The organism is Streptomyces sp. NBC_01244 (assembly GCF_035987325.1).
Lineage (GTDB): Bacteria > Actinomycetota > Actinomycetes > Streptomycetales > Streptomycetaceae > Streptomyces.
The window spans coordinates 7,352,005-7,373,991 of record NZ_CP108488.1; the positions used below are offsets into that span (position 1 = coordinate 7,352,005).

Sequence of the window (21,987 nt, forward strand, 5' to 3'; positions counted from 1 at the left end):
AGGCGCCCTGTGTACTTCTTCGACAGTTGTGGGGTGTGCCTGCGCCACAAATCACGCTTTACGTCCCGGCCAACACCCCACCCCGCCCCCGTCCCCGACCGGGTATTTCAGCCGTCCGGCGTTTGAGGACCGGGGTCTGGGGCGGAGCCCCAGGGGGTCCGGGCGCAGCCCGGTGCCCCGGCTTTCAGCCCGTCCGGCGTTTGAGGACCGGGTCAGGGCCGGGCCCTGGGAACGGTGGAAGGGTGGGTAGGGGACTTCGCCCCGCAGGGGAACCGCAGTACGCGCACCGAGTCAGAGGAACGAGGAGGACGGAAGCGATGAGCGAAGCCACGAGGGGCCGGCGAAGGTCGCCCCGCGACCTGGTGGGCGGGACCCCCGCCGAAACCTGGAGCCTCCGCTTCGACGGCCGTGAACTCCCGGCCCAGACCGGACAGAGCATCGCCGCCGTCCTCTGGTCCGCCGGCATCCTCGCCTGGCGCACCACCCGCGACACCGCCGCCCCCCGCGGAGCGTTCTGCGGGATCGGCAGCTGCTACGACTGCCTCGTCACCGTCAACGGCCGCCCGAACCAGCGTGCGTGCCTCGTCCCCGCCCGCCCGGGCGACCACGTCACCACCCAGGAAGGGACCGGCCATGACGACCTCGCCGTCTGACTCCCCGTCCGCCGCCGCCGACCTCGCCGTCGTCGGCGCCGGCCCGGCCGGCCTCGCCGCCGCGGTCACGGCCGCGGGCCTGGGCCTGCGGGTCATCCTGCTCGACGCGGGGGAGCGCCCCGGCGGGCAGTACTACCGCCACCCCGCGCCCGGACTCGGCGCGGCCCGCCCCGAGGCCCTGCACCACGGATGGTCCGCCTTCGCCTCGCGCGAAGCCGCCCTGCGCGCCCACGCATCGGCCGGCCGGATCACGTACCTGCCCTACCACCACGTCTGGACGGTCATCCCGGACCCCGATGGCGCTGCCTGGACCCTGCACGCCGTGGCGGGGGCCGACGAGGCCCCCGCCACGGTCCGGGCCCGTGCCGTCCTGCTCGCGACCGGTGCCTACGAGCGTCAGCTCCCCTTCCCCGGCTGGACCCTGCCCGGGGTCGTCGGGGCCGGCGGGGCGCAGGCCATGCTCAAGGGCGGGCTCGTGCTTCCGGGGAGCCGGGTCGTGGTCGCCGGGAGCGGGCCCCTGCTGCTCGCCGTGGCCGGCTCGCTCGCCTCCGCCGGAGCCCGGGTGCCTGTGGTCGTGGAGGCCGCCGCGTACAGCGGCTACGCGCACCACGTCCCCGCTCTGCTCCGCAATCCCGGGAAGCTCGCCGAAGGCGCCACGTACGGCGGGGCCCTGCTCCGCCACGGGGTGCGCCTGCTGACCCGGCACGCCGTCACCGAAGCCCACGGCACCGACCGGGTCGAGGCCGTCACGGTGGCCCGCCTCGACCGGGACTGGCGCCCGGTTCCCGGCACCGCCCGCCGCATCCCCTGCGACGCCGTGGCCGTGGGCCACGGGCTGGTGCCCCAGCTGGAGCTGGCCACCGGTCTGGGCTGCGCCACCCGTCCGAGCCCGGACGCCACCGTCGCCCTGGAACTGGACGCGGAGCAGCGCACCTCCGTCCCCGGGGTCTGGTCCGCCGGGGAGACCGGTGGCATCGGTGGCGCCCAACTGGCCCTGGCCGAGGGGGAGATCGCCGCCCATTCGGTTGCGGGCCGGCCGGTGCCGGCGCGCCTGGTCCGCACCCGTACGAGGCTGCGCGCGTTCGCCGCCGCGATGGCCGGTGCCCACCGCCCGGGCTCCGGCTGGACCGGCTGGCTGCGCGAGGACACCGACGTGTGCCGCTGCGAGGAGGTCCCGGCGGGCCGAATCCGGGAGGCCGTCGAAGACCTGGGGGCGCGGGACGCCCGTACGGTCAAGCTCCTCACCCGGGCCGGGATGGGCTGGTGTCAGGGCCGGATGTGCGGCCCGGCCGTCGCCGCACTCGCCGGGACCGACCCGGCCCCCGACCGCAGGCCGCTGTCCTGCCCGGTTCCTCTCCGGCACCTCGCCGAACTTCCCGCCGAACTTCCCTGACGGGTCCGCCGACAGGGCGGCCGCACCTCTTGTGGCCACGTCACACCCACTAGTAAAATGTCACACATCACCCTAGGGAGCTCTCTCATGACCCACGCGCACACCCCCGCGCCCGCCGCTGCGGACACCCGCACCCGCCCCTGGCACGGCATCATGGTCGCCACCACCCTGCCCCTGCGGGAAGACCTGAGCGTCGACCACGACGCCTACGCCGAACACGTGGCCTGGCTGATCGCCAACGGCTGCGACGGCGTCGTCCCCAACGGCTCCCTCGGCGAGTACCAGACCCTCACCGACGAGGAGCGCGCCGCCGTCGTCCGTACCGCCGTCGAGGCCGCCGGTGACGGCTCCCGCGTGATGCCCGGCGTCGCCGCCTACGGCAGCGCCGAATCCCGCCGCTGGGCGGAGCAGGCCGCCGAGGCCGGCTGTGGATCCGTCCTCCTGTTGCCGCCGAACGCCTTCCGGGCCGACGCGGACACCGTGCGCGCCCACTACGCCGATGTCGCCCGCGTCGGCGTGCCCGTGGTGGCGTACAACAACCCCATCGACACCAAGGTGGACCTCGTCCCGGCCCTGCTGGCCCGGCTGCACGCCGACGGCTCCATCGTCGCCGTCAAGGAGTTCAGCGGGGACGTGCGGCGCGCCTACGAGATCGCCGAACTCGCCCCGGGCCTCGACCTGCTGATCGGCGCCGACGACGTCCTGCTCGAGCTGGCCCTCGCCGGCGCCGTCGGCTGGATCGCCGGCTACCCCAACGCGCTCCCGCAGGCCTGCGCCACCCTCTACCGCGCCGCCGTCGCCGGAGACCTCGACACCGCCCTGCCGCTCTACAAGTCCCTGCACTCCCTGCTGCGCTGGGACTCCAAGACCGAGTTCGTCCAGGCCATCAAGCTCTCCATGGACCTGGCCGGCCGCCCCGGCGGCCCCACCCGCCCGCCCCGCTTCCCGCTCACCGGCGAGATCGAGGCCGGCGTCCGCGCCGCCACCGAGAAGGCGCTCGCCGAGGGCCTCAGCTAACTCAGTCCGAAGTCCAAGTCCGAAGTCCGAGGGGGACTTGATGCGCACCCGTAACGTCTACCACGCGGTGGACTCGCACACCGAGGGCATGCCCACCCGGGTGATCACCGGGGGAGTCGGGGTGATCCCCGGCGCCACCATGGCCGACAAGCGGCTCCACTTCATCGAGCACCTGGACCACCTCCGGACCCTGCTCATGTACGAGCCGCGCGGCCACTCCGCGATGAGCGGCGCCATCCTGCAGCCCCCGACCCGCCCCGACGCCGACTTCGGCGTCCTCTACATCGAGGTGTCGGGCCTGCTCCCCATGTGCGGGCACGGCACCATCGGAGTCGCCACCGTCCTGGTGGAGACCGGCATGGTGCCGGTCGTCGAGCCGGTCACCACCGTCCGGCTCGACACCCCGGCCGGGCTGGTCAGCGTCGACGTCCGCGTCGAGGACGGGGCGGCCACCGCCGCCACCTTCACCAACGTCCCGGCCTTCTGCGTCGGCCTGGACCTCAAGGCCGAGGTCCCCGGATACGGCACGGTCACCTACGACCTCGCCTACGGCGGCAACTTCTACGCCTTCGTCGAACTCGACTCCCTCGGGCTCCCCTTCGACCGGGAGCGCGGGGACGACCTGCTCGCCGCGGGCCTGGCCGTCATGGAGGCGATCAACGCCTCCCCGGACCGGCCCGTCCACCCCGAGAACCCCTCCTTCGGCGGGGTCAAGCACGTCTACCTCGCCGCCCCCGGCTCCGATGCCCGCCGCTCCCGGCACGCGATGGCCATCCACCCGGGCTGGTTCGACCGCTCGCCGTGCGGTACGGGAACCAGCGCGCGCATGGCACAGCTGCACGCCCGCGGACTCCTGCCCCTGGACACGGACTTCGTCAACGAGTCCTTCATCGGCACCGAGTTCACCGGCCGCCTCGTGGAGGAGACCACGGTCGGCGGGCGCCCGGCCTTCGTGCCCACCGTCACCGGACGGGCCTGGATCACCGGCACCGCCCAGTACTTCCTCGACCCGTCCGACCCGTTCCCCGGAGGGTTCCTGCTGTGACCGTCGTACGAACCGTGGACTACCACACCGCGGGCGAGCCCTTCCGCATCGTCGATCTCACCACCGGCGGCGCCCCGCCCGTGCCCGGGGACACCGTTGCCGAGCGCTGCGCCACCGCCATCGGACCCGGGGGATCGGGCACGGCCCCCCGGCGCGGCGCCCTGGACGACGTACGGCGGCTCCTCGTGCAGGAGCCGCGCGGGCACGCCGGGATGTACGGGGGCTTCGTGGTCCCGCCCGACGACGACGGGGCCCATTTCGGGGTGCTGTTCTGGCACAAGGACGGCTACTCCACCGCCTGTGGCCACGGCACCATGGCGCTGGGCGCCTGGGCCGTGGACACCGGACGGGTCGCCGCCCCGGACGACGGGGACGTCCAGGTGCGCATCGACGTGCCCTCGGGGCGGGTCGGCGCGACCGTGCACCGCGCCCGGGGCCGCACCACCGGGGTCACCTTCCGCAACGTCCCGGCCCGCACCAGCGCCCGCAAGGTGCCCGTCGCCACCACCCTGGGCATGGCCGAGGTGGACATCGCCCACGCCGGGGCCTGCTACGCCTCCCTGTCCGCCCGGGACCTCGGCCTGGACGTGTCCTCGGCCTCCCTGCCCGAGCTCGTGCGCGCCGGGAAGGAGATCCGGGCGGCCCTCGCCACCCACCCCGGGACCTGGCACCCGGATGGGCCGCTGCTCTCCGGGGTGTACGGGGTGACCCTGTACGAGGAACTCCCCGACACCCCCTTCGGACCGCACCAGCGCAACGTCACCGTCTTCGCCGACGGCCAGATCGACCGCTCGCCCTGCGGCTCCGGCACCTCGGCGCGGCTCGCACTGCTGGCCGAGGACGGGCGGCTGGGGGAGGGGGAGGACCTGCTGCACGAGTCGGTGGTGGGCACGGTGTTCACCGGCCGCGTCGCCGCGCGGGTGGCCGAAGGCGTGGTCACGGAGGTCACCGGTACGGCGTACCGCACCGGTGAACACCTTTTCAGCGTCGACCCGCAGGACGCGCTCGGCCCCGGATTCCTCCTGTGATCCCCCAGCTGTCGGGCGCCGAGATGGCCGGCCTGCTGACCCCGGCCGCCGCCGCGGACGCGCTGGCCGGCGTCCTGCTGGCCGGGCTGGACCCGGAGACCTGTCCGCCGCGCAGCGCCCTGCCGGTGCCCGGAGGCGGCGAGCTGCTGCTGATGCCGGCCGCCACCGGGGCCTACGCCGGCGTGAAGATCGCCGGGGTGGCCCCGGGGAACCCGGCGCTCGGGCTGCCCCGGATCACCGGGTCCTACCTCCTCCTGGACGGCCCCACCCTGCGCCCCCTGGCCCTGCTCGACGGGGCGGCGCTGACCACCCTGCGCACCCCGGCGGTCTCGGCGCTCGCGCTGCGCCACCTGGCCCCGGCGGGGCGGCCGCTGCGGCTGCTGATCTTCGGATCGGGACCGCAGGCGTACGGGCACCTCGAAGCGGTGCACGCGATGCGGCAGCTGGCGGAGGTGGTGGTCGTGGCCCGTGCGGGGTCACCGGGCAGCGCCGCCGGCGCGGAGAAGCTGGCGGCGCACGCGCGGGGGCTGGGCGTCCCCGCCCGGCCGGGGGCGGCGGCGGAAGTGGCCGACGCCGACCTGGTGATCTGCTGCACCACCTCCCGCGAGCCCCTCTTCGACGGGCGGCTGATCGGGCCGGGCGCCGCCGTGGTCGCGGTCGGCTCGCACGAGCCGGACGCCCGTGAGGTGGACACGGCGCTGGTCCGGCGGGCGGCCGTGTACGTGGAGTCGCGTGCGGCGGCTCTGCGGGAGGCGGGGGACCTGCTGGTGCCGGAGGCGGAGGGGGCGATCGGCGCCGGTCACATCAGCGGCACCCTGGCCGACCTGGTCGCGGGACGGATGCCGGGCCCGGGGGCCGCGAGTTGTCCACAGCTCTTCAAGAGTGTGGGCATGGCCTGGGAAGATCTGGCTGTGGCGGTGGCCCTGTTCGAGGCCGCCGGGGGCGGCATCCGCTGAGGAGCAAGCGCAACGTGACATTGTACGCTGTTCCTCCGCACGCCGGTGGTGTGAGCGGTCTCGGAGGAAATGCAATGGGTGACCTGAAGCAGCACAGTCTCATCAAGGCTCAGGAACGGCTCCGCGACCAGGTCGGCCACGCCCTGCGGGCAGCCCTGATAGCGGGTGAACTGCGCCCCGGGAGCGTCTACTCCGCCCCCGGCCTCGCGGCCGAGCTCGGCGTCTCGGCCACCCCGGTGCGCGAGGCCATGCTGGACCTGGCCCGCGAGGGCCTGGTGGAACCGGTCCGCAACAAGGGCTTCCGGATCACGGAGGTCAGCGAGCGCGATCTGGACCAGTACACCGAGCTGCGCACGATGATCGAGGTCCCGACCATCGGCAAGATCACGAAGATCGCCACGCCCGAGGCCCTGGAGGCTCTGCGCCCCATCGCGCAGGAGATCGTCACCAGCGCGCGCGAGCACAACCTCATCGGCTACCTGGAGGCCGACCGCCGCTTCCACCTCACCCTCCTCGGCCTCTCGGGCAACGACCGCCTGGTGGAAACCGTCGGCGACCTGCGCAAGCGCTCCCGGCTGTACGGCCTGACGGGCCTGGACGAGGCCGGCAAGCTGGTCTCCTCCGCCGAGGAGCACATCGAGCTCCTGGACCTGATGCTCACCGGCGACGCGGAGGCGGCCGAAGCCTGCATGACCCGCCACCTGGGCCACGTCCGCTCCCTCTGGGCCCAGGGCCGCGACGAACCGGTGGGCCGCACCAAGGGCCGCCTGGGCTCGGGCCTCTAGCCCCCCGCCCCTCCCGCGACGCCGGGCCGCGCAGCAGCGCGCCCGGCGTTCGGCATGCCCAACGCCCCTCCGTACCCGCTGATTTGGACACGGCTGGATAACGGTGGGTCCAACCTGGGTCCAACCCCTTGTCAGTACAATTTCACATTACTATGTTACCGGTCACATCATAGAGCGCGGCCCTTCACTGGAGTGACCCATGACCAAGCGCACCCAACTCGCCCTCGCCACCGCCCTGGTGGCCGCACTCGCACTCGGCGCCTCGGGCTGCTCCGACCCCAAGAAGGGCTCCGCCGCAGGTGCCGGGGCCTCCAACCCCGCCTCCGCCAACGACGGGAAGATCCTCGGCGGCGCGCCCGTCAAGGGCGGCACCCTCACCGTCCTGTCCAACCAGGACTTCGCCCACCTCGACCCCGCCCGCAACTGGGTCATGCCGACCATGGACTTCGGCACCCGCCTCCTCTACCGCACCCTGGTCACCTTCAAGGCCGAGCCGGGCAAGGCCGGCAGCGAGCTCGTCCCCGACCTCGCCACCGACCTCGGCACCTCCTCCAACGGCGGCCGCACCTGGACCTTCACCCTGAAGGAGGGCGTGAAGTACGAGGACGGCTCGCCCATCAAGGCGCAGGACATCAAGTACAACGTCGAGCGCTCGATGGCACCCGACCTCACGGGCGGCCCCGACTACGCCGCCCAGTACCTCGCCGGTACCGAGGGCTACAAGGGCCCGCTCCAGGGCAAGCACCTCGACTCCGTCAAGACCCCCGACGACCGCACGATCGTCTTCGAACTGAAGCGTCCCGTCGCCGAGTTCTCCGCGACCGCGACCCTCCCCACCTTCGCCCCGGTCCCGGAGTCCCAGGAGAAGGGCACGCAGTACGACGCCCGCCCGTTCTCCTCCGGCCCGTACAAGATCGAGTCGTACGACCGCGACAAGAAGCTGGTCCTGGTCCGCAACGAGCACTGGGACGCCAAGACCGACACCGTCCGCAAGGCCTATCCCGACAAGTTCGTGGTCGTCATGGGTCTCAAGGGCGGCCAGATCGACGACCGGATCATCGCCGGGGAGGGCGCCGACGCCTCCTCCGTCCAGTGGTCCGACATGCGGCCCGAGAGCGCCCCCAAGGTGCTGCCCAAGCCGGAGATCAAGTCGCGGCTGCTGGCCGAGTCCCAGGGCTGTACCGAGATGCTCCACCTCAACAACTCGCGCGCCCCCTTCAACGACCCCAAGGTCCGCGATGCCATCCAGTACGCCGTGGACAAGGAGGCCGTGATCACCGCGGGCGGCGGACCGGCCCTCAACGAGATCGCCACCGCCTACCTGCCCCCGGCCATGTCCGGCGGCAAGCAGGCCGACACCCTCAAGATCGCCCCGTCCGGGGACCCCGCCAAGGCCAAGGAACTCCTCAAGGCGGCCGGCAAGGAGACCCTGAAGGTCTCGCTCGCCGTCTCCACCGGCGACAAGGGCAAGGCGGAGGCCCTCCAGCAGGGCCTCGCCCGTGCCGGCGTCGAGGTCGTCATCGACACGGTCGACCCGGGCGCCTACTACGACGTCATCGGCGACCTCTCCACCACCCCCGACATGTCGCTCGCCGGCTGGTGCCCCGACTACCCGTCCGGCTCCACCTGGATCCCCTTCGTCTTCGACGGGCGCACCATCAAGGACAAGGGCAACCAGGGCAACAACGCCCAGTTCCGCGACGACGCCACGATGAAGCGGATCGACGAGATCAACGCCATGGCCGACGCCAAGCAGGCCAACCAGGCCTGGATCGACCTCGACGCCGAGATCATGAAGAAGTCCCCGGCCATCCCCCTCCTGCTGGAGCGCAAGCCGCTGCTCGTCGGCACCAACATCGCCGGCGCCTTCGGCCACCCCGTCTGGGTCGGCCAGATCGACTACGCCACCGTCGGCCTCAAGGACCCTTCGAAGAGCCAGGGCTGAGGACGCGAGGGCCCCTGACACCATGACCACCACCGCACCGGGCGCCGCCGGACCGGGCGCCGCCCGTCCGGCAGCCCCGGACGGCGCACCGGCCGGGGCCGTCCCCCCGGGCAGCAGCCCCTGGCAGCTCGCCCGGCGGGAACTCCGCCGCCGCCCCGCCGTCCGCGTCAGCCTCTGCGTCGTCCTGCTCTTCGTCCTGATGGCCGCCACCGCCCCCTGGCTGGGCGCGCTGGGCGGCTGGTCCCCGGACGAGTTCGACAAGTCCGCCATCGACCCCTACCTCGGCGGCCAGCCGCTGGGCTCCTTCGGCGGGATCAGCCCCGAGCACTGGCTCGGCGTGGAACCCGTCAGCGGCCGCGACCTGTTCGCCCGCGTCGTCCACGGAGCCCAGGTCTCGCTCCTCATCGCCTTCGCGGCCACCGCCATCGTGGTCGTGACGGGCACCGCCGCCGGAATCGCCGCCGGCTACTTCGGTGGCCGCACCGACGCCGTCCTGTCCCGGCTGATGGACCTGACGATGTCCTTCCCGTCCCTCATCTTCATGATCGCGATGCTGTCGGTGGCCAAGGACGTCAACCGCATCGTCCTCATGACCGTCGTCATCGGCGTCTTCGGCTGGCCCGGTGTCGCCCGCGTCGTCCGCGGCCAGGCCCTCTCCCTCAAACACCGCGAGTACGTGGACGCCGCCCGCGTCGGCGGGTCGAGCTCCTGGCGGATCCTGACCCGCGACATCCTCCCAGGGGTCTCCGGCCCGGTGATCGCCTACACCACCCTGCTCATCCCCGGCATGATCAGCACCGAGGCCGCGCTCAGCTACCTCGGCGTCGGCGTGCGCCCGCCGACCCCCTCCTGGGGCCAGATGATCGCCGAGTCCGTGGCCTTCTACGAGACCGACCCCATGTACTTCGTCATCCCCAGCCTCTTCCTCTTCCTCGCGGTCCTCGCCTTCACCCTGCTCGGCGACGCCCTGCGCGACATCCTCGACCCGAGGGGCGGCCGGACGTGATCCTCTACCTCGCGCGCCGGCTGCTCGCCCTCGCCGGCGTCCTCCTGGCCATCGCCGCCGTCACCTTCCTCATCTTCTACGTGCTCCCCTCCGACCCGGCCGCGGCCGCCTGCGGCAAGACCTGCAGCGCCGAGCGGCTGGCCGACGTACGCGCGTACCTCGGCCTGGACCGGCCGCTGTGGCGGCAGTTCGGCGAGTTCCTCACCGGGATCTTCACCGGACGCACCCTCGGCACCGGCCAGTACGCCGTCCAGTGCGACTTCCCCTGCCTGGGCTACTCCTACGAGAACTCCCTGCCGGTATGGGACCTGCTGATGGACCGGCTCCCGGTCTCCGCCTCCCTCGCGGTCGGCGCCGCCGCCCTCTGGCTCGTCCTGGGGCTCGGCGCGGGAGTCACCGCCGCCCTGCGCAAGGACACGGTCACGGACAAGGTCCTCATGGTCGGCGCGGTCGCCGCCGCCTCCCTGCCCGTGTACTTCACCTCCGTGATGCTCATCTACGGAGTCATCCGGATCGCCGGGCTCCTGCCCTACCCCGCCTACCAGGCCTTCACCGACAACCCCCTGGCCTGGGCGAGCAACCTGCTCCTGCCCTGGACCGCGCTCGCCCTGCTCTACGCCGCCATGTACGCCCGCCAGAGCCGCGGTTCGATGATCGAGGCGATGGCCGAGCCGTACATCCGTACCGCCCGCGCCAAGGGAATGCCCGAGCGCACCGTCGTGGTCAAACACGGACTGCGCTCCGGGATGACCCCGATCCTCACCATCTTCGGCATGGACCTCGGCGGCCTGCTCGCCGGAGCCGTCATCACCGAGTCCATCTTCGGACTCCCGGGCATCGGGCGGCTGTTCTACGGGGCCCTGGTCAGCTCGGACCAGCCCGTCGTGCTCGGGGTCACCCTGCTGGCCGCCTTCTTCATCGTCGTCGCGAACCTCGCCGTCGACCTCCTGTACGCCGTCATCGACCCGAGGGTGAGGTATTGATGGCTCCTCCTCCCGAAGCACCCGAAGCGCCCGAAGCCCCTTTGCTTCAAGTACGCGACCTGCAGGTCACGTTCAGCACGCCGCGCGGCACCGTGCGCGCCGTCGACTCCCTCGGCTTCACCGTCGAGGCCGGCCGCACGCTCGGCATCGTCGGCGAGTCCGGCTCGGGCAAGTCCGTCACCTCCCTCGCCGTCATGGGCCTGCACCGGGGCGCCGAGATCGGCGGCTCCATCGCCCTCGACGGGCAGGAGCTGACCACCAAGTCCGAGAAGGAGCTCTCCAAGCTGCGCGGCCGCAAGATGGCCATGATCTTCCAGGACCCGCTGTCCAGCCTGCACCCGTACTACACGGTCGGCGAGCAGATCGCCGAGCACTTCCGGGTCCACTTCCGGGCCGGCCGGGCGGCCGCGAAACGGCGCGCCGTCGACATGCTCGGCGAGGTGGGCATCCCCGAACCCGCCCGCCGGGCGGGGGAGTACCCGCACCAGTTCTCCGGCGGCATGCGCCAGCGCGCGATGATCGCCATGGCGCTGGCCTGCGAACCCGACCTGCTGATCGCCGACGAGCCCACCACCGCCCTCGACGTCACCGTGCAGGCGCAGATCCTGGAGCTGATCGCCGGGCTCCAGCAGGAGCGCGGACTCGGCGTCGTCATGATCACCCACGATCTGGGCGTGGTCGCCCGGGTCGCCCACGAGGTACTCGTCATGTACGGCGGCCGGGCCGCCGAACAGGCCCCGGTGGACGACCTGTTCGCCGACCCGGCGCACCCCTACACCCGGGGGCTCCTCGACTCCCTCCCTCGGCTGGACGACGCCGACGACGAGCCGCTGCGGGCCATCCCCGGCTCCCCGCCCTCCCTGCTCGCCCCGGCCCCGGGATGCGCCTTCGCCCCGCGCTGCCCCGTGGCCGCCGCGGCCGAGGACGCGGACCGCGAGCGCTGCGCCACGGTGCGGCCCGCACTGCGCCCCTACGGCGACGCCGGCCGCGAGTCCGCCTGCCACTTCGCGGGCGCCGTCCGGGAGGTGACCCGATGACCACGACGAACCAGCCGGACACCGGCGCCGACCGGGTCCCGGCGGCCCGCGGCGGGACCCCTCCGCCGCTGCTGCGGGTGCGCGACCTGACGATGTCCTTCCCCGGCAAACGGACCGCGACCGGGCGCCGGGGGGCGCCCGTGCGCGCCGTCGACGGAGTCTCCTTCGACCTGGAGGCCGGCCGGACCCTGGGCCTCGTGGGCGAATCGGGCTGCGGCAAGTCCACCACCGGGCGGATGCTGGTCCGGCTGCTGGAACCGACCTCCGGAAGCGTCGAGTTCGACGGCAAGGACATCAGCCGGCTCTCCCAGGGCGCCCTGCGGCCCCTGCGGCGGAACCTCCAGATGGTCTTCCAGGACCCGCACTCCTCCCTCAACCCCCGCCAGACGGTGGCCCGGATCATCTCCGACCCACTGCTGGTGCAGGGTTCGAGCGCGGCGGACGCCCGCCGCCGGGCCGCCGAACTGATGGAGCTCGTCGGACTGATCCCGGAGCACATCGACCGCTATCCGCACGAGTTCTCCGGCGGTCAGGCGCAGCGCATCGGCATCGCCCGGTCGCTCGCCACCAGCCCCCGGCTGATCATCGCCGACGAACCGGTCTCGGCGCTCGACGTCTCCGTACAGGCACAGATCGTCAACCTGATGGAGCGGCTGCGCGCCGAACTGGGCCTGGCCTACGTGTTCATCGCGCACGACCTCTCGGTCGTCAAACGGGTCAGCGACCGGGTCGCGGTCATGTACCTCGGCCGGATCGTGGAAATGGGCGACAAGAAGTCGCTCTACGAGAACCCCCAGCACCCTTACACCAGGGCGCTGTTGTCCGCCGTTCCGCTGCCCGACCCGGCGGCTGAGCGGCGGCGCGAGCGGATCGTGCTGCTCGGCGACCCGCCGAGTCCGGCCGCCCCGCCCCCCGGCTGCACCTTCCACCCCAGGTGCCCGGTGGCGCAGGAGATCTGCCGCACCGAACGGCCGCTGCTGCGGACGGTCGCCTCCCGTGAGGTGGCCTGCCACATGGCGTAGCCGCGGCCCGGGGGACCGGCGGGGAACCCGGGCACGGGGAGGGCCCCGGAGCGATGATCTCGCTCCGGGGCCCTCCCGTCGTTCCGGTGGCGGTGGCGGTGGCGGTGGCGGTGGCGGCCCGGCTCGGCCCGGCTCGGGGGCCGGGCCACCGCCACGCCTCAGACCAGGCCCAGCTCCTTGCGGAAGAACTCCAGCTCCAGCGCCATGACCTTCTCCCGTACCCCGCCCGGAGTCATGTGCGTGACGCCCGGCAGCGCGAGGAGCTGGTGGGGGCGGCCCGCGTCGGTCAGGGCCTGCGAGAGCCGCAGGGTGTGCGAGGGGTGGACGTTGTCGTCGGCCAGCCCGGTGACCAGCAGCAGCGGCCGGCGCAGCCCCGCCGCGTCGGAGAGCAGGCTGTCCCGCTCGTACACCTCCGGGTGCGCCTGGGGCAGCCCCAGGTACCGCTCGGTGTACGCCGTGTCGTACTGCCGGAAGTCGGTCGGCGCGGCCCCGGCCGCCGCCGCGTGGAAGACGTCCGGGCGGCGCAGCACCGCGAGCGCGGACAGGTACCCGCCGTACGACCAGCCGCGGATGCCCACCCGGGTCAGGTCGAGGTCGGCGTGGCGCGCGCCGAGCGCCTGGAGGGCGGCGACCTGGTCCTCCAGGGTGACCTCGGAGAAGCCCCGGTACATGGCGTGGGTGAACCGCGGCGAGACGTGCGCGGTGCCGCGGTTGTCGACGGTGACCACGGCGAAGCCCTGGTCGGCCCACCACTGCCGGTGCTGCCAGCGGCGCGGCTCGGCGCTGACGTCCTGCATGCCGGGGCCGCCGTAGCTGTCCATCAGGACGGGCAGCCGCGTGCCGGGGACGTGCCCGCGCGGCAGCACCAGGGCGGTGGGCACCCCGTGCTCGGTGACCCGCTCCAGCACCGGGACCACCCGGTACGGCAGTGGCTGCGACAGGTCGCCGGGGACGAACTCTCTCCCGTCGGCGGTCCGCAGGACGCGCCGGATCCCGTCGGCGTCGGCGGAGGTCAGCAGCAGGATCCCGGCCGCGGCCTGGACGGTGTGCACCCCGGGCCCGTCCGCGAGCGGGGTCACCTCGCCCGTGTCCGGGTCCAGCAGGAGCACCTGCTGCTCGGCGGGGTCGCGCCGCCCGGCCTCGATCAGCAGCCGGTTCCCGTGGGTGCCGGCCACCCTGCGGACCTGGAGCCCGTCTCCGGTGAGCAGTACGCCGTCCAGCGCGAGCGCGCGGGCCGCCCCGCCGGGGGTGTCGGCCGAGGTGAGCATCCGGCCGTCGGCCAGGCGTGCCGGGGTGCCGGGGAGCATGGGGTCCACCCACTGGGGGTGCGTGGTGCGCGACAGCTCCCGGGTGCGCCCGGTGTCCGGGTCGGCGGAGAGCAGCAGGACGTTCTGCTGGAGCCGGTCCCGCACGGTGAGCAGGATCTCGGCGGGAGAGTCCCACTCCGCGTCGGAGACGTACGGGTAGGTCTCGGTGTCCCAGTCGAGCCGCACCGCGGCGTCCGGGCCCGGTCCGATCACCCAGAACCGCACGTCGGCGTTGGGGCCGCCCGCCTCGGGGTAGGCGAAGTCCTGGGCCGGCAGTTCCGGGTGCGCCGGGTCGGCGAACCAGCGCCGCTGGAGGGCGGATTCGTCGACGCGGGCGGCCAGCAGGCGCTCCCCGTCGGGGGACCACCAGTGCCCCCGGTGCCGGTCGAGCTCCTCGGCGGCGGCGAACTCCGAGACGCCCCAGCGGGCTCCGTCGTCGGGGCTGATCCGGCCGCCGGGGACGGTGTGGAGGGCGTCGCCGGTGACGTAGGCGATGCGCGAGGCATCGGGGCTCGGGCGCGGGTCGAAGACGGGCCCGGCGGTGGGGAGTTCCTTGGGCTGCGCGGGCGTTCCGGCATCGGCCGCGCGGGTGACTTCGTAGAGGCGCCCGTAGAGGGCGAACACCGCGGTGAGCCCGTCGGCGGAGAGGGCGTAGGAGCCGATCCCGGCGGCGACGAGGCGCGAGCGCTCGCGCAGCCGGCGCTCGACGACGGGGAGGGGCGCGGGCTCCGGGGACAGTTCGCGGGGGTCGGCGAGCCGGGTTTCGGTGCCGGTGGCGGTGTCCAGGACCCAGAGGCTGTCGAAGGGATCGGTGGGGCCGGTGGAGCGGAGGAACCAGAGGAGCCTGCCTTCGTCGCCGAAGGAGAAGGCGCGCGGGGCGCCGTAGGTGAACCGGGCCGTGCTCGCGGAGAGCCTGAGGAAGTCATCCATGCGATCCATGAAATCAGTGTGTCATGTGAAATACCACATGGCATATGTCGCATAGACTAGGCCGTTCGAGTGGTGACACCCCGGGTACAGGTTTAGCGTCGAAAAAGTGGACCCGAACGCTACGCCGAGCAGTACCAGCACCGGGACCGACGGCAAGGTCCAAGGCAAGGAAGGCCGTCACGGACTAGCCCTGCTCGTGCTCGCCTCCTGCCAGCTCATGGTCGTTCTCGACATCACCATCGTGAACATCGCGCTGCCGCACATCCAGACCGCACTCGACTTCTCCACCGAGAGCCTGTCCTGGGTCGTCAACGCCTACACCCTCACCTTCGGCGGCCTGCTGCTCCTCGGCGGCCGCACCGGCGACATCCTCGGTCGGCGGCGCGTCTTCATCTTCGGCGTCCTCCTCTTCGGCCTGGCCTCGCTGCTGGGCGGGTTCGCCCAGAACGCCGGCCAGTTGATGGCCGCACGCGCCCTCCAGGGCGTCGGCGGCGCCATCGCCTCGCCGACCGCCCTCGCGCTGATCACCACCACCTTCCGCGAAGGACCCGAACGCAACCGGGCCTTCGGGGTCTTCGCCGGCGTCTCCGCCGGCGGCGGCGCGATCGGGCTGCTGGCCGGCGGGGTGCTCGTGGAGTGGCTGAACTGGCGCTGGGTGCTCTTCGTCAATGTCCCGATCGCCCTGCTGATCGCCCTGGTCACCCCGAAGGTGATCCGCGAATCCGCGCGCCGGCCCGGACACTTCGACCTCGCGGGCGCCCTGCTCTCCACCCTCGGCATGGTCGCCCTGGTCTACGGATTCATCCGCGCGTCCCAGGACGGCTGGCTGGACGGGCTGACGCTCGGCTCCTTCGCGGCGGCCGTGGTCCTGCTGACCCTCTTCGTCATCAACGAACGGCGCTCGCCCCAGCCCATCACCCCGCTGCACATGTTCGCCGACCGCAACCGGGCCGGCACCTACGCGATCATGCTCTTCTTCGCCTGCGCGATCTTCGGCATGTTCTTCTTCCTGACCCTGTTCGTGCAGAACGTGCTGGGGTTCAGCCCGCTGCGGGCCGGGCTCGCCTTCCTGCCGGTCAGCGCGATGATCGCGGTGACGGCGGGGATCACCTCCCAGGGGCTGCCCAAGTTCGGGCCCAAACCCTTCATGGTGGCCGGCTCGCTGTTCTCGGCCGCCGGACTGGCCTGGCTCACGCAGACCGACATCCACTCGACCTACCTGGGCAGCATCCTGGGCCCGATGCTGCTGTTCGCCGCCGGCATGGGCATGCAGTTCGTCTCCCTGACCCTGATGGCCCTCTCGAACGTCCCCGACCGGGAATCGGGTGCGGCCTCCGGACTGCTGAACGCGATGCAGCAGGTGGGCGGCTCGCTGGGCCTGTCCATCCTGGTCACGGTCTTCGGCACGGCCAGCCGCAACGAGGCCAGGGACCAGGCGGGCTCGTTCCTGCGCACCGCCACCCCCGAGCAGAAACTCTTCTTCGCCAAGACCAAGCAGTACCCCAAGCCCTGGAGCGACCAGGTCCTCACCTCGGGCGTCAGCGCCGCCTTCGTGGCGGCGGCCGCGTTCACCCTGGTCACGGCACTCATCGCACTCTTCGTCATCCAGGTGCGGCCCTCCGACCTCGCCCGCCTCCAGGGCAACCACACACCGGCGGCGGGCTCTGACCCCCGGGGCGCCTGATCCTCAGGTCTCCAGGCGACGGATCCGGCAGCGTGCCGGACTGGCGGTGAGCAGGGTGATCCCGGCGACGACGGAGATCTCGGTGTCCACCGCCTCGAACTCGTAGGCCCGCAGCAGCATCGCCAGCGCGATCACCGACTCCAGCATGGAGAAGTGCTGTCCGATGCAGGCGCGCGGACCGCCGCCGAAGGGCAGCCAGGCGTAACGCGGCCGGGCCGCCTCCGCCTCCGGGGTGAACCGGTCGGGGTCGAAGCGCTCCGGGTCCGGCCAGTAGGCGGGGTGGCGGTGGGTCACCCAGGGCGCCACGATCACATCGGCGCCGGCCGGGATGATGTGCCCGTCGACCTCGGCCGCGGCGACCGAGCGGCGGCCGAGGACGGGGGCCGCGGGGTAGAGCCGCATGGCCTCCTTGAGCACCTGGGCGAGGTACGGGAGCCGGTCGAGGTCGGCGGCCCCGGGCGTACGGTCGCCCAGGACCGCGGCGATCTCGGCGCGGGCCCGGTCCTGGAGATCGGGATGGCGGGCCAGCAGGTGGAGGGAGAAGGCGAGCGAGGTGGCGGTCGTCTCGTGCCCGGCGAGCAGGAAGATCAGGACCTGTTCGCGCAGCTCGGTGGCGTCGAACTCCCCGTCGTCCGCGCTGCTCGCGGCGGCGAGCAGCGACAGCAGATCCTGGCCGTCCCCCTCACTCGCCCCCTCACTCGCCCCCTCACTCGCTCCCGCGCTCGCTCCCGCTCTCCGGCGGCGCTCGGCGATGATCCCGTCGCACACCGCGTACAGCTCGTCCATCGCGGCGGCCGCCCGCTTGTTGCCCGGAGTGGGCCAGGTGCGGGGGAGGTTGACGGGAGAGTAGCCGCGGCGCATCACATAGGCGGTGATGACCGGAAAGCACCGGTCCACGACATCGGCGGTGGCGTCCACGTCGGTACCGAAGAGGATCCGGGCGACGGCGCGCAGCGCCAGCGTCATCATCTCGTCCGCGACGTCGACGACCCCGTCCGGGGCCGCGTCCCAGGTGGCGAGGGCGGAGGCGGTCTCGGTCGCCACCGCCTCGGCGTACCCGTCCACCCGGCGCTTGGTGAACAGCGGCTGGACCAGCCGCCGCTGGCGCAGGTAGTCCTCGTCCTGGCTGGTGAGCAGGCCGTTGCCGAGGGCGTCGCGGACCTCTTGGTACAGGGCGTTGTCCTTGCGGAAGTTGGCCGCCTGCGAGGCCAGGACCTGTTGCGCCCCCTCCGCCGAGAACACGCAGTGCAGCTCGGTGCGCAGCCCCGGCGGACCGGCCGTGATCCGCACGACGTCACCGTGCCGGTGCCGCGCCCGCTGATACGTACCGAGGGCGTCCGACTTCAGGTCGGCGAGCGACCCGAGCAGCGGGGCGCCCTCCAGCCGGGGTATCTCCGTACCGCCACCGGTGCCCGTCCGTGCCGCTTGCGCTGATGCCATGGCTCCGCCCGCCCTCAGAACTGTGCCGACCGGGCGATTCTGGGGGCGGACCCCCACCGGGGGCTAGGCTTGCGGGCGCATGGCCGAATTTCGCCGCAGCGCGGGGCGCCCCGGCCCCTCTCCCTCCCCTCCTACTTGTCGCATGCAATGCCGTCGCCGTCCCGGTCGAGGTGCTTGCCGTAGCCGGGTTCGCCGCGCCGGATCGGGGCGGCGCCGGCGGCCTTGGCCTCGGTGCAGTTCTTGTAGTGGACGTCCCGGGGGCCGGGGGCCGGGGTCGGGCTGGACTTCGGCTGCTTCGGCTTCGGATGGCCCGGGTCCGCGGAGGGGACCGGGGTCTTGGCGGGGCTCGACCCCTTGGGCGGATGCAGGGAGGCGCCGGCCGCGGCCGGGCACTGGATCCCGGGTGCGACGAGCGAGATCTCGACGGAGGTGTCGCCCGCCACGGGCGTGCCCGCAGCCGGGGTCTGGAAGCAGACCGTCCACTGGCCGTGATCGGCGGCGAGCGGGACGTCGTCGTAGGCGCTGCGCGCCTCGACCGGCTTGGGGAGCACCGGTGCGACGAGGGCCCCGGCTTCGGCGGAGGTCTTCCCGATGAGCCCCGGCATCGAGGGCCCGGACCCGGTCGGGGTGGGTGCGGATGCCGGTTTGCCGGAGTCCTTGCCCTTCGGGGTGGCCGGCTCCCCGCACCCGGCGAGGAGCAGGACGGCGGCCCCCACGGCGGCTGCCAGGGCAATGCCTCGATGAACGCCTCGATGAACGTCCCGAAGAACGCCTCGATGTACGGACATGAAATGACCCCCCAAGATCACGCGGCATGGAACCGCCGTGGTGCGCGAGCCTACCCAGAGCCCCCCGACGCGCTCCGGCCCAGCAGGATCGTTCCATCATCAACTCGCGCCCTGTGCAAGGCAGTCGAGGCGAAATTCGACACGCTCACCAACGGGTGAGGATGCCCCGGGGCGCAGCCCGACGGCACCAGGGTGGACCCATGATCACCCTTCGTGCCCTGCGCCGTCGCGCCGCCGTGCTCGCGACCGCCCTCGCCGCCGCCCTGCTGCCCCCGGCTTCCGCCTCCGCGTCCGCACCCGCCGCCGCCCCGGCCTCCGCTCCCGGATCGCTCCACGCGGCAGCTCCCGCGAACTCCTGTCCCCGGGTCCGGGACCACCTCTTCGCCGCCGCCGACGAACGCGTGGAGGTGGGGCGCATCACTCCCTCCCCGTCCTGGCGGATCAACTGCAAGCAGCTCTACCGCTCGGACGGCCGCCCGCCGTCGGTGGTCTTCGAGGAGGGCTTCCTGCCCAGGGACACCCTGAACGGCCAGTACGACATCGAGAGTTACGTCCTGGTCAACCAGGCCTCCCCGTACGTCTCCACGACCTACAACCACGACCTGTACAAGTCCTGGAAGAGTGGCTGGAACTACTACATCGACGCCCCGGGCGGCGTGGACGTCAACCAGACCATCGGCGACACCCACAAGTACGCCTCTCAGGTCGAGGTGGCCTTCCCGGGCGGCATCGCACGCTCGTTCATCGTGGCCGTCTGCCCGGTGGACACGGTGAAGAAGGTGGAGATCATGGAACGCTGCGAGGACAACCCGTACTACGAGCCCTGGCGCACCAACTACCCGGGCTGAAGCCGTCGTTCCACCCGGGCATCGGGCTAGTTCCGGTATCCCCAGCGTGCGTGGCCGTCCCTGCCCATGAAGCACTTCGCCGGGCGGCCGTCCGACGTCGTCGCGCTGGCGCCGACAGGAGAGCAGGACTGGCCGAACTGGATGCCGCTCCTGCCTCCGCCGCCGCTTGTGCCTCCGCCGCTCGCGCCTCCGCTCGTGCTGCCGCCTCCGGAGGGCGTGCCGCCGCTGCTACTGCCCCCGGAGGACGACCCCTTGCCGTCCCCCGTCGGGGGCGCGGGGGCCGGTGCCGGGGGCGGAGTGGGGGTCGGTCGGGGCTCCGGGTGGAGTCGAGTCCCTTCCCCCTCCGGGCATGTCGCATCCGGCGCGGCCAGGGCAACCCGCTGTCCGCCGTTGGTGATCCCTTCGCCCGGGGCCGGTCCCTGGATGCACACCAGCCAGGCGCCGGTATCGGCGGGGAGGACGACGTCCGTATAGACGCTCCTGCGCTGCAGGGAGCCTCCGCCGAGGACTTCGATCTGCTTCGCGGCGTCCGCGTACGTGGATCCCACGATCTGGGGCATGGCACGGAGAGCAGGTGTGGGCTGTGCGGTGACGGTGACCGTGGCGGTGACCGTAGGCGCCGGCAGGGGCTTCGCCGGCGTCGTTTCGGAGCACGCCGCGACGACCAGGAGTAGCAGGAGGAAGACCGTCGCCATCCCGCCGCATCCCAGGAGGGTCCTCTGCGGGGAACCGAACCGGCCCGGCGGCGGAGGCTGGTCCGGTAGGGGCGCGCCGTAGGTGGGCAGGCTGGGCACGGGGCTCCTCTGACACTTCGTCGAATTCCGGGGGAGCTTAGCGCCCGGCCGACGAAGCCGTGGGGACATCCCTGAACATGACGAAGGCACCCGCCCGAAGGCAGGGACCTCGCTCGACTTCCCAGACGTCGCGGTACTGATCGGTGACCCTCATCCGCGAACGCCGCCCGACACCCCGAACACCGAAGCCGGCCGGCCCGCACGCCGCTGAAGCGTATGCGCGCTCACCGGCACACCCACCGCTGCGGCTGCTGCCGCCAACGCCCGTGCTCGGTTCCCGCGATGATGCCGCCGTACCTGTCGCCCTCCGGGGGCCCGGGAGCGAACCCGTCAGGCTGTCCATGCCGTTCCTTCTGCCAGGCGCTGGGGCGGCGGCGGTGACGGGGCCGGGGAGGGTGCGCCGGGCCGGAAGCGCGGCTGATCTCAGAACGACTCGGTGCGCTTCACACCCGATATCTTCACCGGCAGATCCTTGATCTTCTCCATCACGGCCTCCTCGGCGTAGACGTCCTGGTTCTTCTTCGTCGCCTGGGTCGGCCGCACGTTCTCGATGTACGCCGTCTCGTTGTGCACCCGCGTACCTTCCGCGTCGACCCACTCCAGCTCGACCGAGTAGTTCGACTTCTTCGAGCTGTGGTTCGTGACCGTGAGCGGGATCTTCATCTCGGTCATCGAGTACTTCGTCGTGATCTCCGGCTTGCCGAGTTCGACGTCCTGGGCCGCGTCGGGCGCAGCCTTCTCCGGATCGCCGGCCGCCGTGTTCGCGCACAGGTCCCGCTCGAAGGACTCCAGCAGCTTCACCCGCTGCTCCGGCGTCAACTTCGGATCGCGGTCGTTCTCGTCGACGAACTTCGCCCGCTGCTGCGCGTCGCTCATGCACTGGATCGCGTAATAGCGGGGCGAGGCCGCGATCTCCTGAGCCGTCGCCTTCTGGAGCGTGTCGCGGTTGCCGACCTCCCACATCACATCCATGAACCGCTTCTCTGCCGGAGTGAGGGCGCTGGAGTCGTACCGCGGCTTCGGAGGCTCGTTCCCGTCGCCCCCGGAGTCCTGGCAGCCCGTCGAGGCGAGCGCAAGAACGGCAGCCAGGGCGATGGTGGACAACGGTGTGCGGGTACGACTCACAGAGGGCTCCTCGGGTGGCAAAGCGCGTCACTTCGCGCGGATCTTATACAAACTGTTGACGTTGCTCGGCGCCGTGCACGGCAGGTGAGACACGGCGTGAACGATCCTGAAATGACCGAGGCCCCGTCACCCTCCGTTGGGGGGTGACGGGGCCTCGCGCCGCAGTACCGAGGGGCGGCGGAATGAATTACCGCAGGTCAG

The 21,987-nt window shown here is 72.4% G+C and carries 19 protein-coding genes; 14 read left to right on the forward strand and 5 right to left on the reverse strand.

Annotated features, from left to right (window positions below):
• Positions 1-317 precede the first annotated feature (317 nt).
• The 12 genes from OG247_RS32915 (at position 318) to OG247_RS32970 (ending at position 12,870) form a co-directional block, all read left to right on the forward strand.
• Positions 318-653, forward strand: coding sequence for a (2Fe-2S)-binding protein (locus OG247_RS32915; RefSeq protein ID WP_327255600.1), 336 nt, complete (start codon positions 318-320; stop codon positions 651-653).
• Entirely contained in the window at positions 634-2,046 is a 1,413-nt protein-coding gene (locus OG247_RS32920) for an FAD/NAD(P)-dependent oxidoreductase (protein WP_327255601.1), read from the forward strand. The genes OG247_RS32915 and OG247_RS32920 overlap by 20 nt, the downstream gene beginning before the upstream one ends.
• Positions 2,047-2,133: 87 nt before the next feature.
• The gene (locus OG247_RS32925) at positions 2,134-3,063 is read left to right on the forward strand and encodes a dihydrodipicolinate synthase family protein (protein WP_327255602.1); all 930 of its coding nucleotides are present in this window, start codon (positions 2,134-2,136) and stop codon (positions 3,061-3,063) included.
• A gap of 40 nt (positions 3,064-3,103) precedes the next feature.
• Complete coding sequence (locus OG247_RS32930) at positions 3,104-4,108, forward strand: proline racemase family protein (RefSeq protein ID WP_327255603.1); 1,005 nt, start codon at positions 3,104-3,106, stop codon at positions 4,106-4,108.
• Positions 4,105-5,136, forward strand: coding sequence for a proline racemase family protein (locus tag OG247_RS32935; RefSeq protein WP_327255604.1), 1,032 nt, complete (start codon positions 4,105-4,107; stop codon positions 5,134-5,136). The genes OG247_RS32930 and OG247_RS32935 overlap by 4 nt, the downstream gene beginning before the upstream one ends.
• 23 nt (positions 5,137-5,159) lie before the next feature.
• Entirely contained in the window at positions 5,160-6,092 is a 933-nt protein-coding gene (locus tag OG247_RS32940; RefSeq protein WP_442813674.1) for an ornithine cyclodeaminase family protein, read from the forward strand.
• A gap of 74 nt (positions 6,093-6,166) precedes the next feature.
• The gene (locus OG247_RS32945) at positions 6,167-6,877 is read left to right on the forward strand and encodes a GntR family transcriptional regulator (RefSeq protein ID WP_327255606.1); all 711 of its coding nucleotides are present in this window, start codon (positions 6,167-6,169) and stop codon (positions 6,875-6,877) included.
• A gap of 199 nt (positions 6,878-7,076) precedes the next feature.
• Entirely contained in the window at positions 7,077-8,822 is a 1,746-nt protein-coding gene (locus OG247_RS32950; protein ID WP_327255607.1) for an ABC transporter substrate-binding protein, read from the forward strand.
• Between the two features lie 22 nt (positions 8,823-8,844).
• Positions 8,845-9,828 carry an ABC transporter permease gene (locus tag OG247_RS32955; RefSeq protein WP_327255608.1) on the forward strand — a complete coding sequence of 328 codons (984 nt, stop codon included), beginning with the start codon at positions 8,845-8,847 and terminating at the stop codon, positions 9,826-9,828.
• On the forward strand, positions 9,825-10,811 hold the full coding sequence (locus OG247_RS32960) for an ABC transporter permease (protein ID WP_327255609.1): 987 nt from the start codon (positions 9,825-9,827) through the stop codon (positions 10,809-10,811). The genes OG247_RS32955 and OG247_RS32960 overlap by 4 nt, the downstream gene beginning before the upstream one ends.
• Positions 10,811-11,848, forward strand: coding sequence for an ABC transporter ATP-binding protein (locus OG247_RS32965; RefSeq protein WP_327255610.1), 1,038 nt, complete (start codon positions 10,811-10,813; stop codon positions 11,846-11,848). Before OG247_RS32960 ends, OG247_RS32965 begins: the two co-directional genes overlap by 1 nt.
• The gene (locus OG247_RS32970; protein WP_327255611.1) at positions 11,845-12,870 is read left to right on the forward strand and encodes an ABC transporter ATP-binding protein; all 1,026 of its coding nucleotides are present in this window, start codon (positions 11,845-11,847) and stop codon (positions 12,868-12,870) included. The genes OG247_RS32965 and OG247_RS32970 overlap by 4 nt, the downstream gene beginning before the upstream one ends.
• 158 nt (positions 12,871-13,028) lie before the next feature.
• Here OG247_RS32970 and OG247_RS32975 read toward each other — a convergent pair whose 3' ends face one another.
• Positions 13,029-15,116, reverse strand: a complete 2,088-nt coding sequence (locus tag OG247_RS32975) for a S9 family peptidase (protein WP_327255612.1) — start codon at positions 15,114-15,116, stop codon at positions 13,029-13,031.
• 97 nt (positions 15,117-15,213) lie between these two features.
• On the opposite strand from OG247_RS32975, the gene OG247_RS32980 reads away from it, so the two are divergent.
• A complete protein-coding gene (locus OG247_RS32980; RefSeq protein WP_442813479.1) occupies positions 15,214-16,791 on the forward strand; it encodes an MFS transporter in 1,578 nt (525 codons plus the stop codon).
• Positions 16,792-16,794: 3 nt separating this feature from the next.
• Here the strand turns inward: OG247_RS32980 and OG247_RS32985 are convergent, their stop codons facing one another.
• Complete coding sequence (locus OG247_RS32985; protein WP_327255613.1) at positions 16,795-18,231, reverse strand: cytochrome P450; 1,437 nt, start codon at positions 18,229-18,231, stop codon at positions 16,795-16,797.
• 131 nt (positions 18,232-18,362) lie between these two features.
• Entirely contained in the window at positions 18,363-18,947 is a 585-nt protein-coding gene (locus OG247_RS32990; protein ID WP_327255614.1) for an excalibur calcium-binding domain-containing protein, read from the reverse strand.
• 272 nt (positions 18,948-19,219) lie between these two features.
• On the opposite strand from OG247_RS32990, the gene OG247_RS32995 reads away from it, so the two are divergent.
• Positions 19,220-19,867 (forward strand): ADP-ribosyltransferase, encoded by a 648-nt coding sequence (locus tag OG247_RS32995; protein ID WP_327255615.1) that lies wholly within the window; start codon positions 19,220-19,222, stop codon positions 19,865-19,867.
• A gap of 26 nt (positions 19,868-19,893) precedes the next feature.
• Here OG247_RS32995 and OG247_RS33000 read toward each other — a convergent pair whose 3' ends face one another.
• On the reverse strand, positions 19,894-20,661 hold the full coding sequence (locus OG247_RS33000) for a hypothetical protein (protein ID WP_327255616.1): 768 nt from the start codon (positions 20,659-20,661) through the stop codon (positions 19,894-19,896).
• A 423-nt stretch (positions 20,662-21,084) separates the two neighbouring features.
• Positions 21,085-21,786 carry a hypothetical protein gene (locus OG247_RS33005; RefSeq protein WP_327255617.1) on the reverse strand — a complete coding sequence of 234 codons (702 nt, stop codon included), beginning with the start codon at positions 21,784-21,786 and terminating at the stop codon, positions 21,085-21,087.
• Positions 21,787-21,987: the final 201 nt, after the last annotated feature.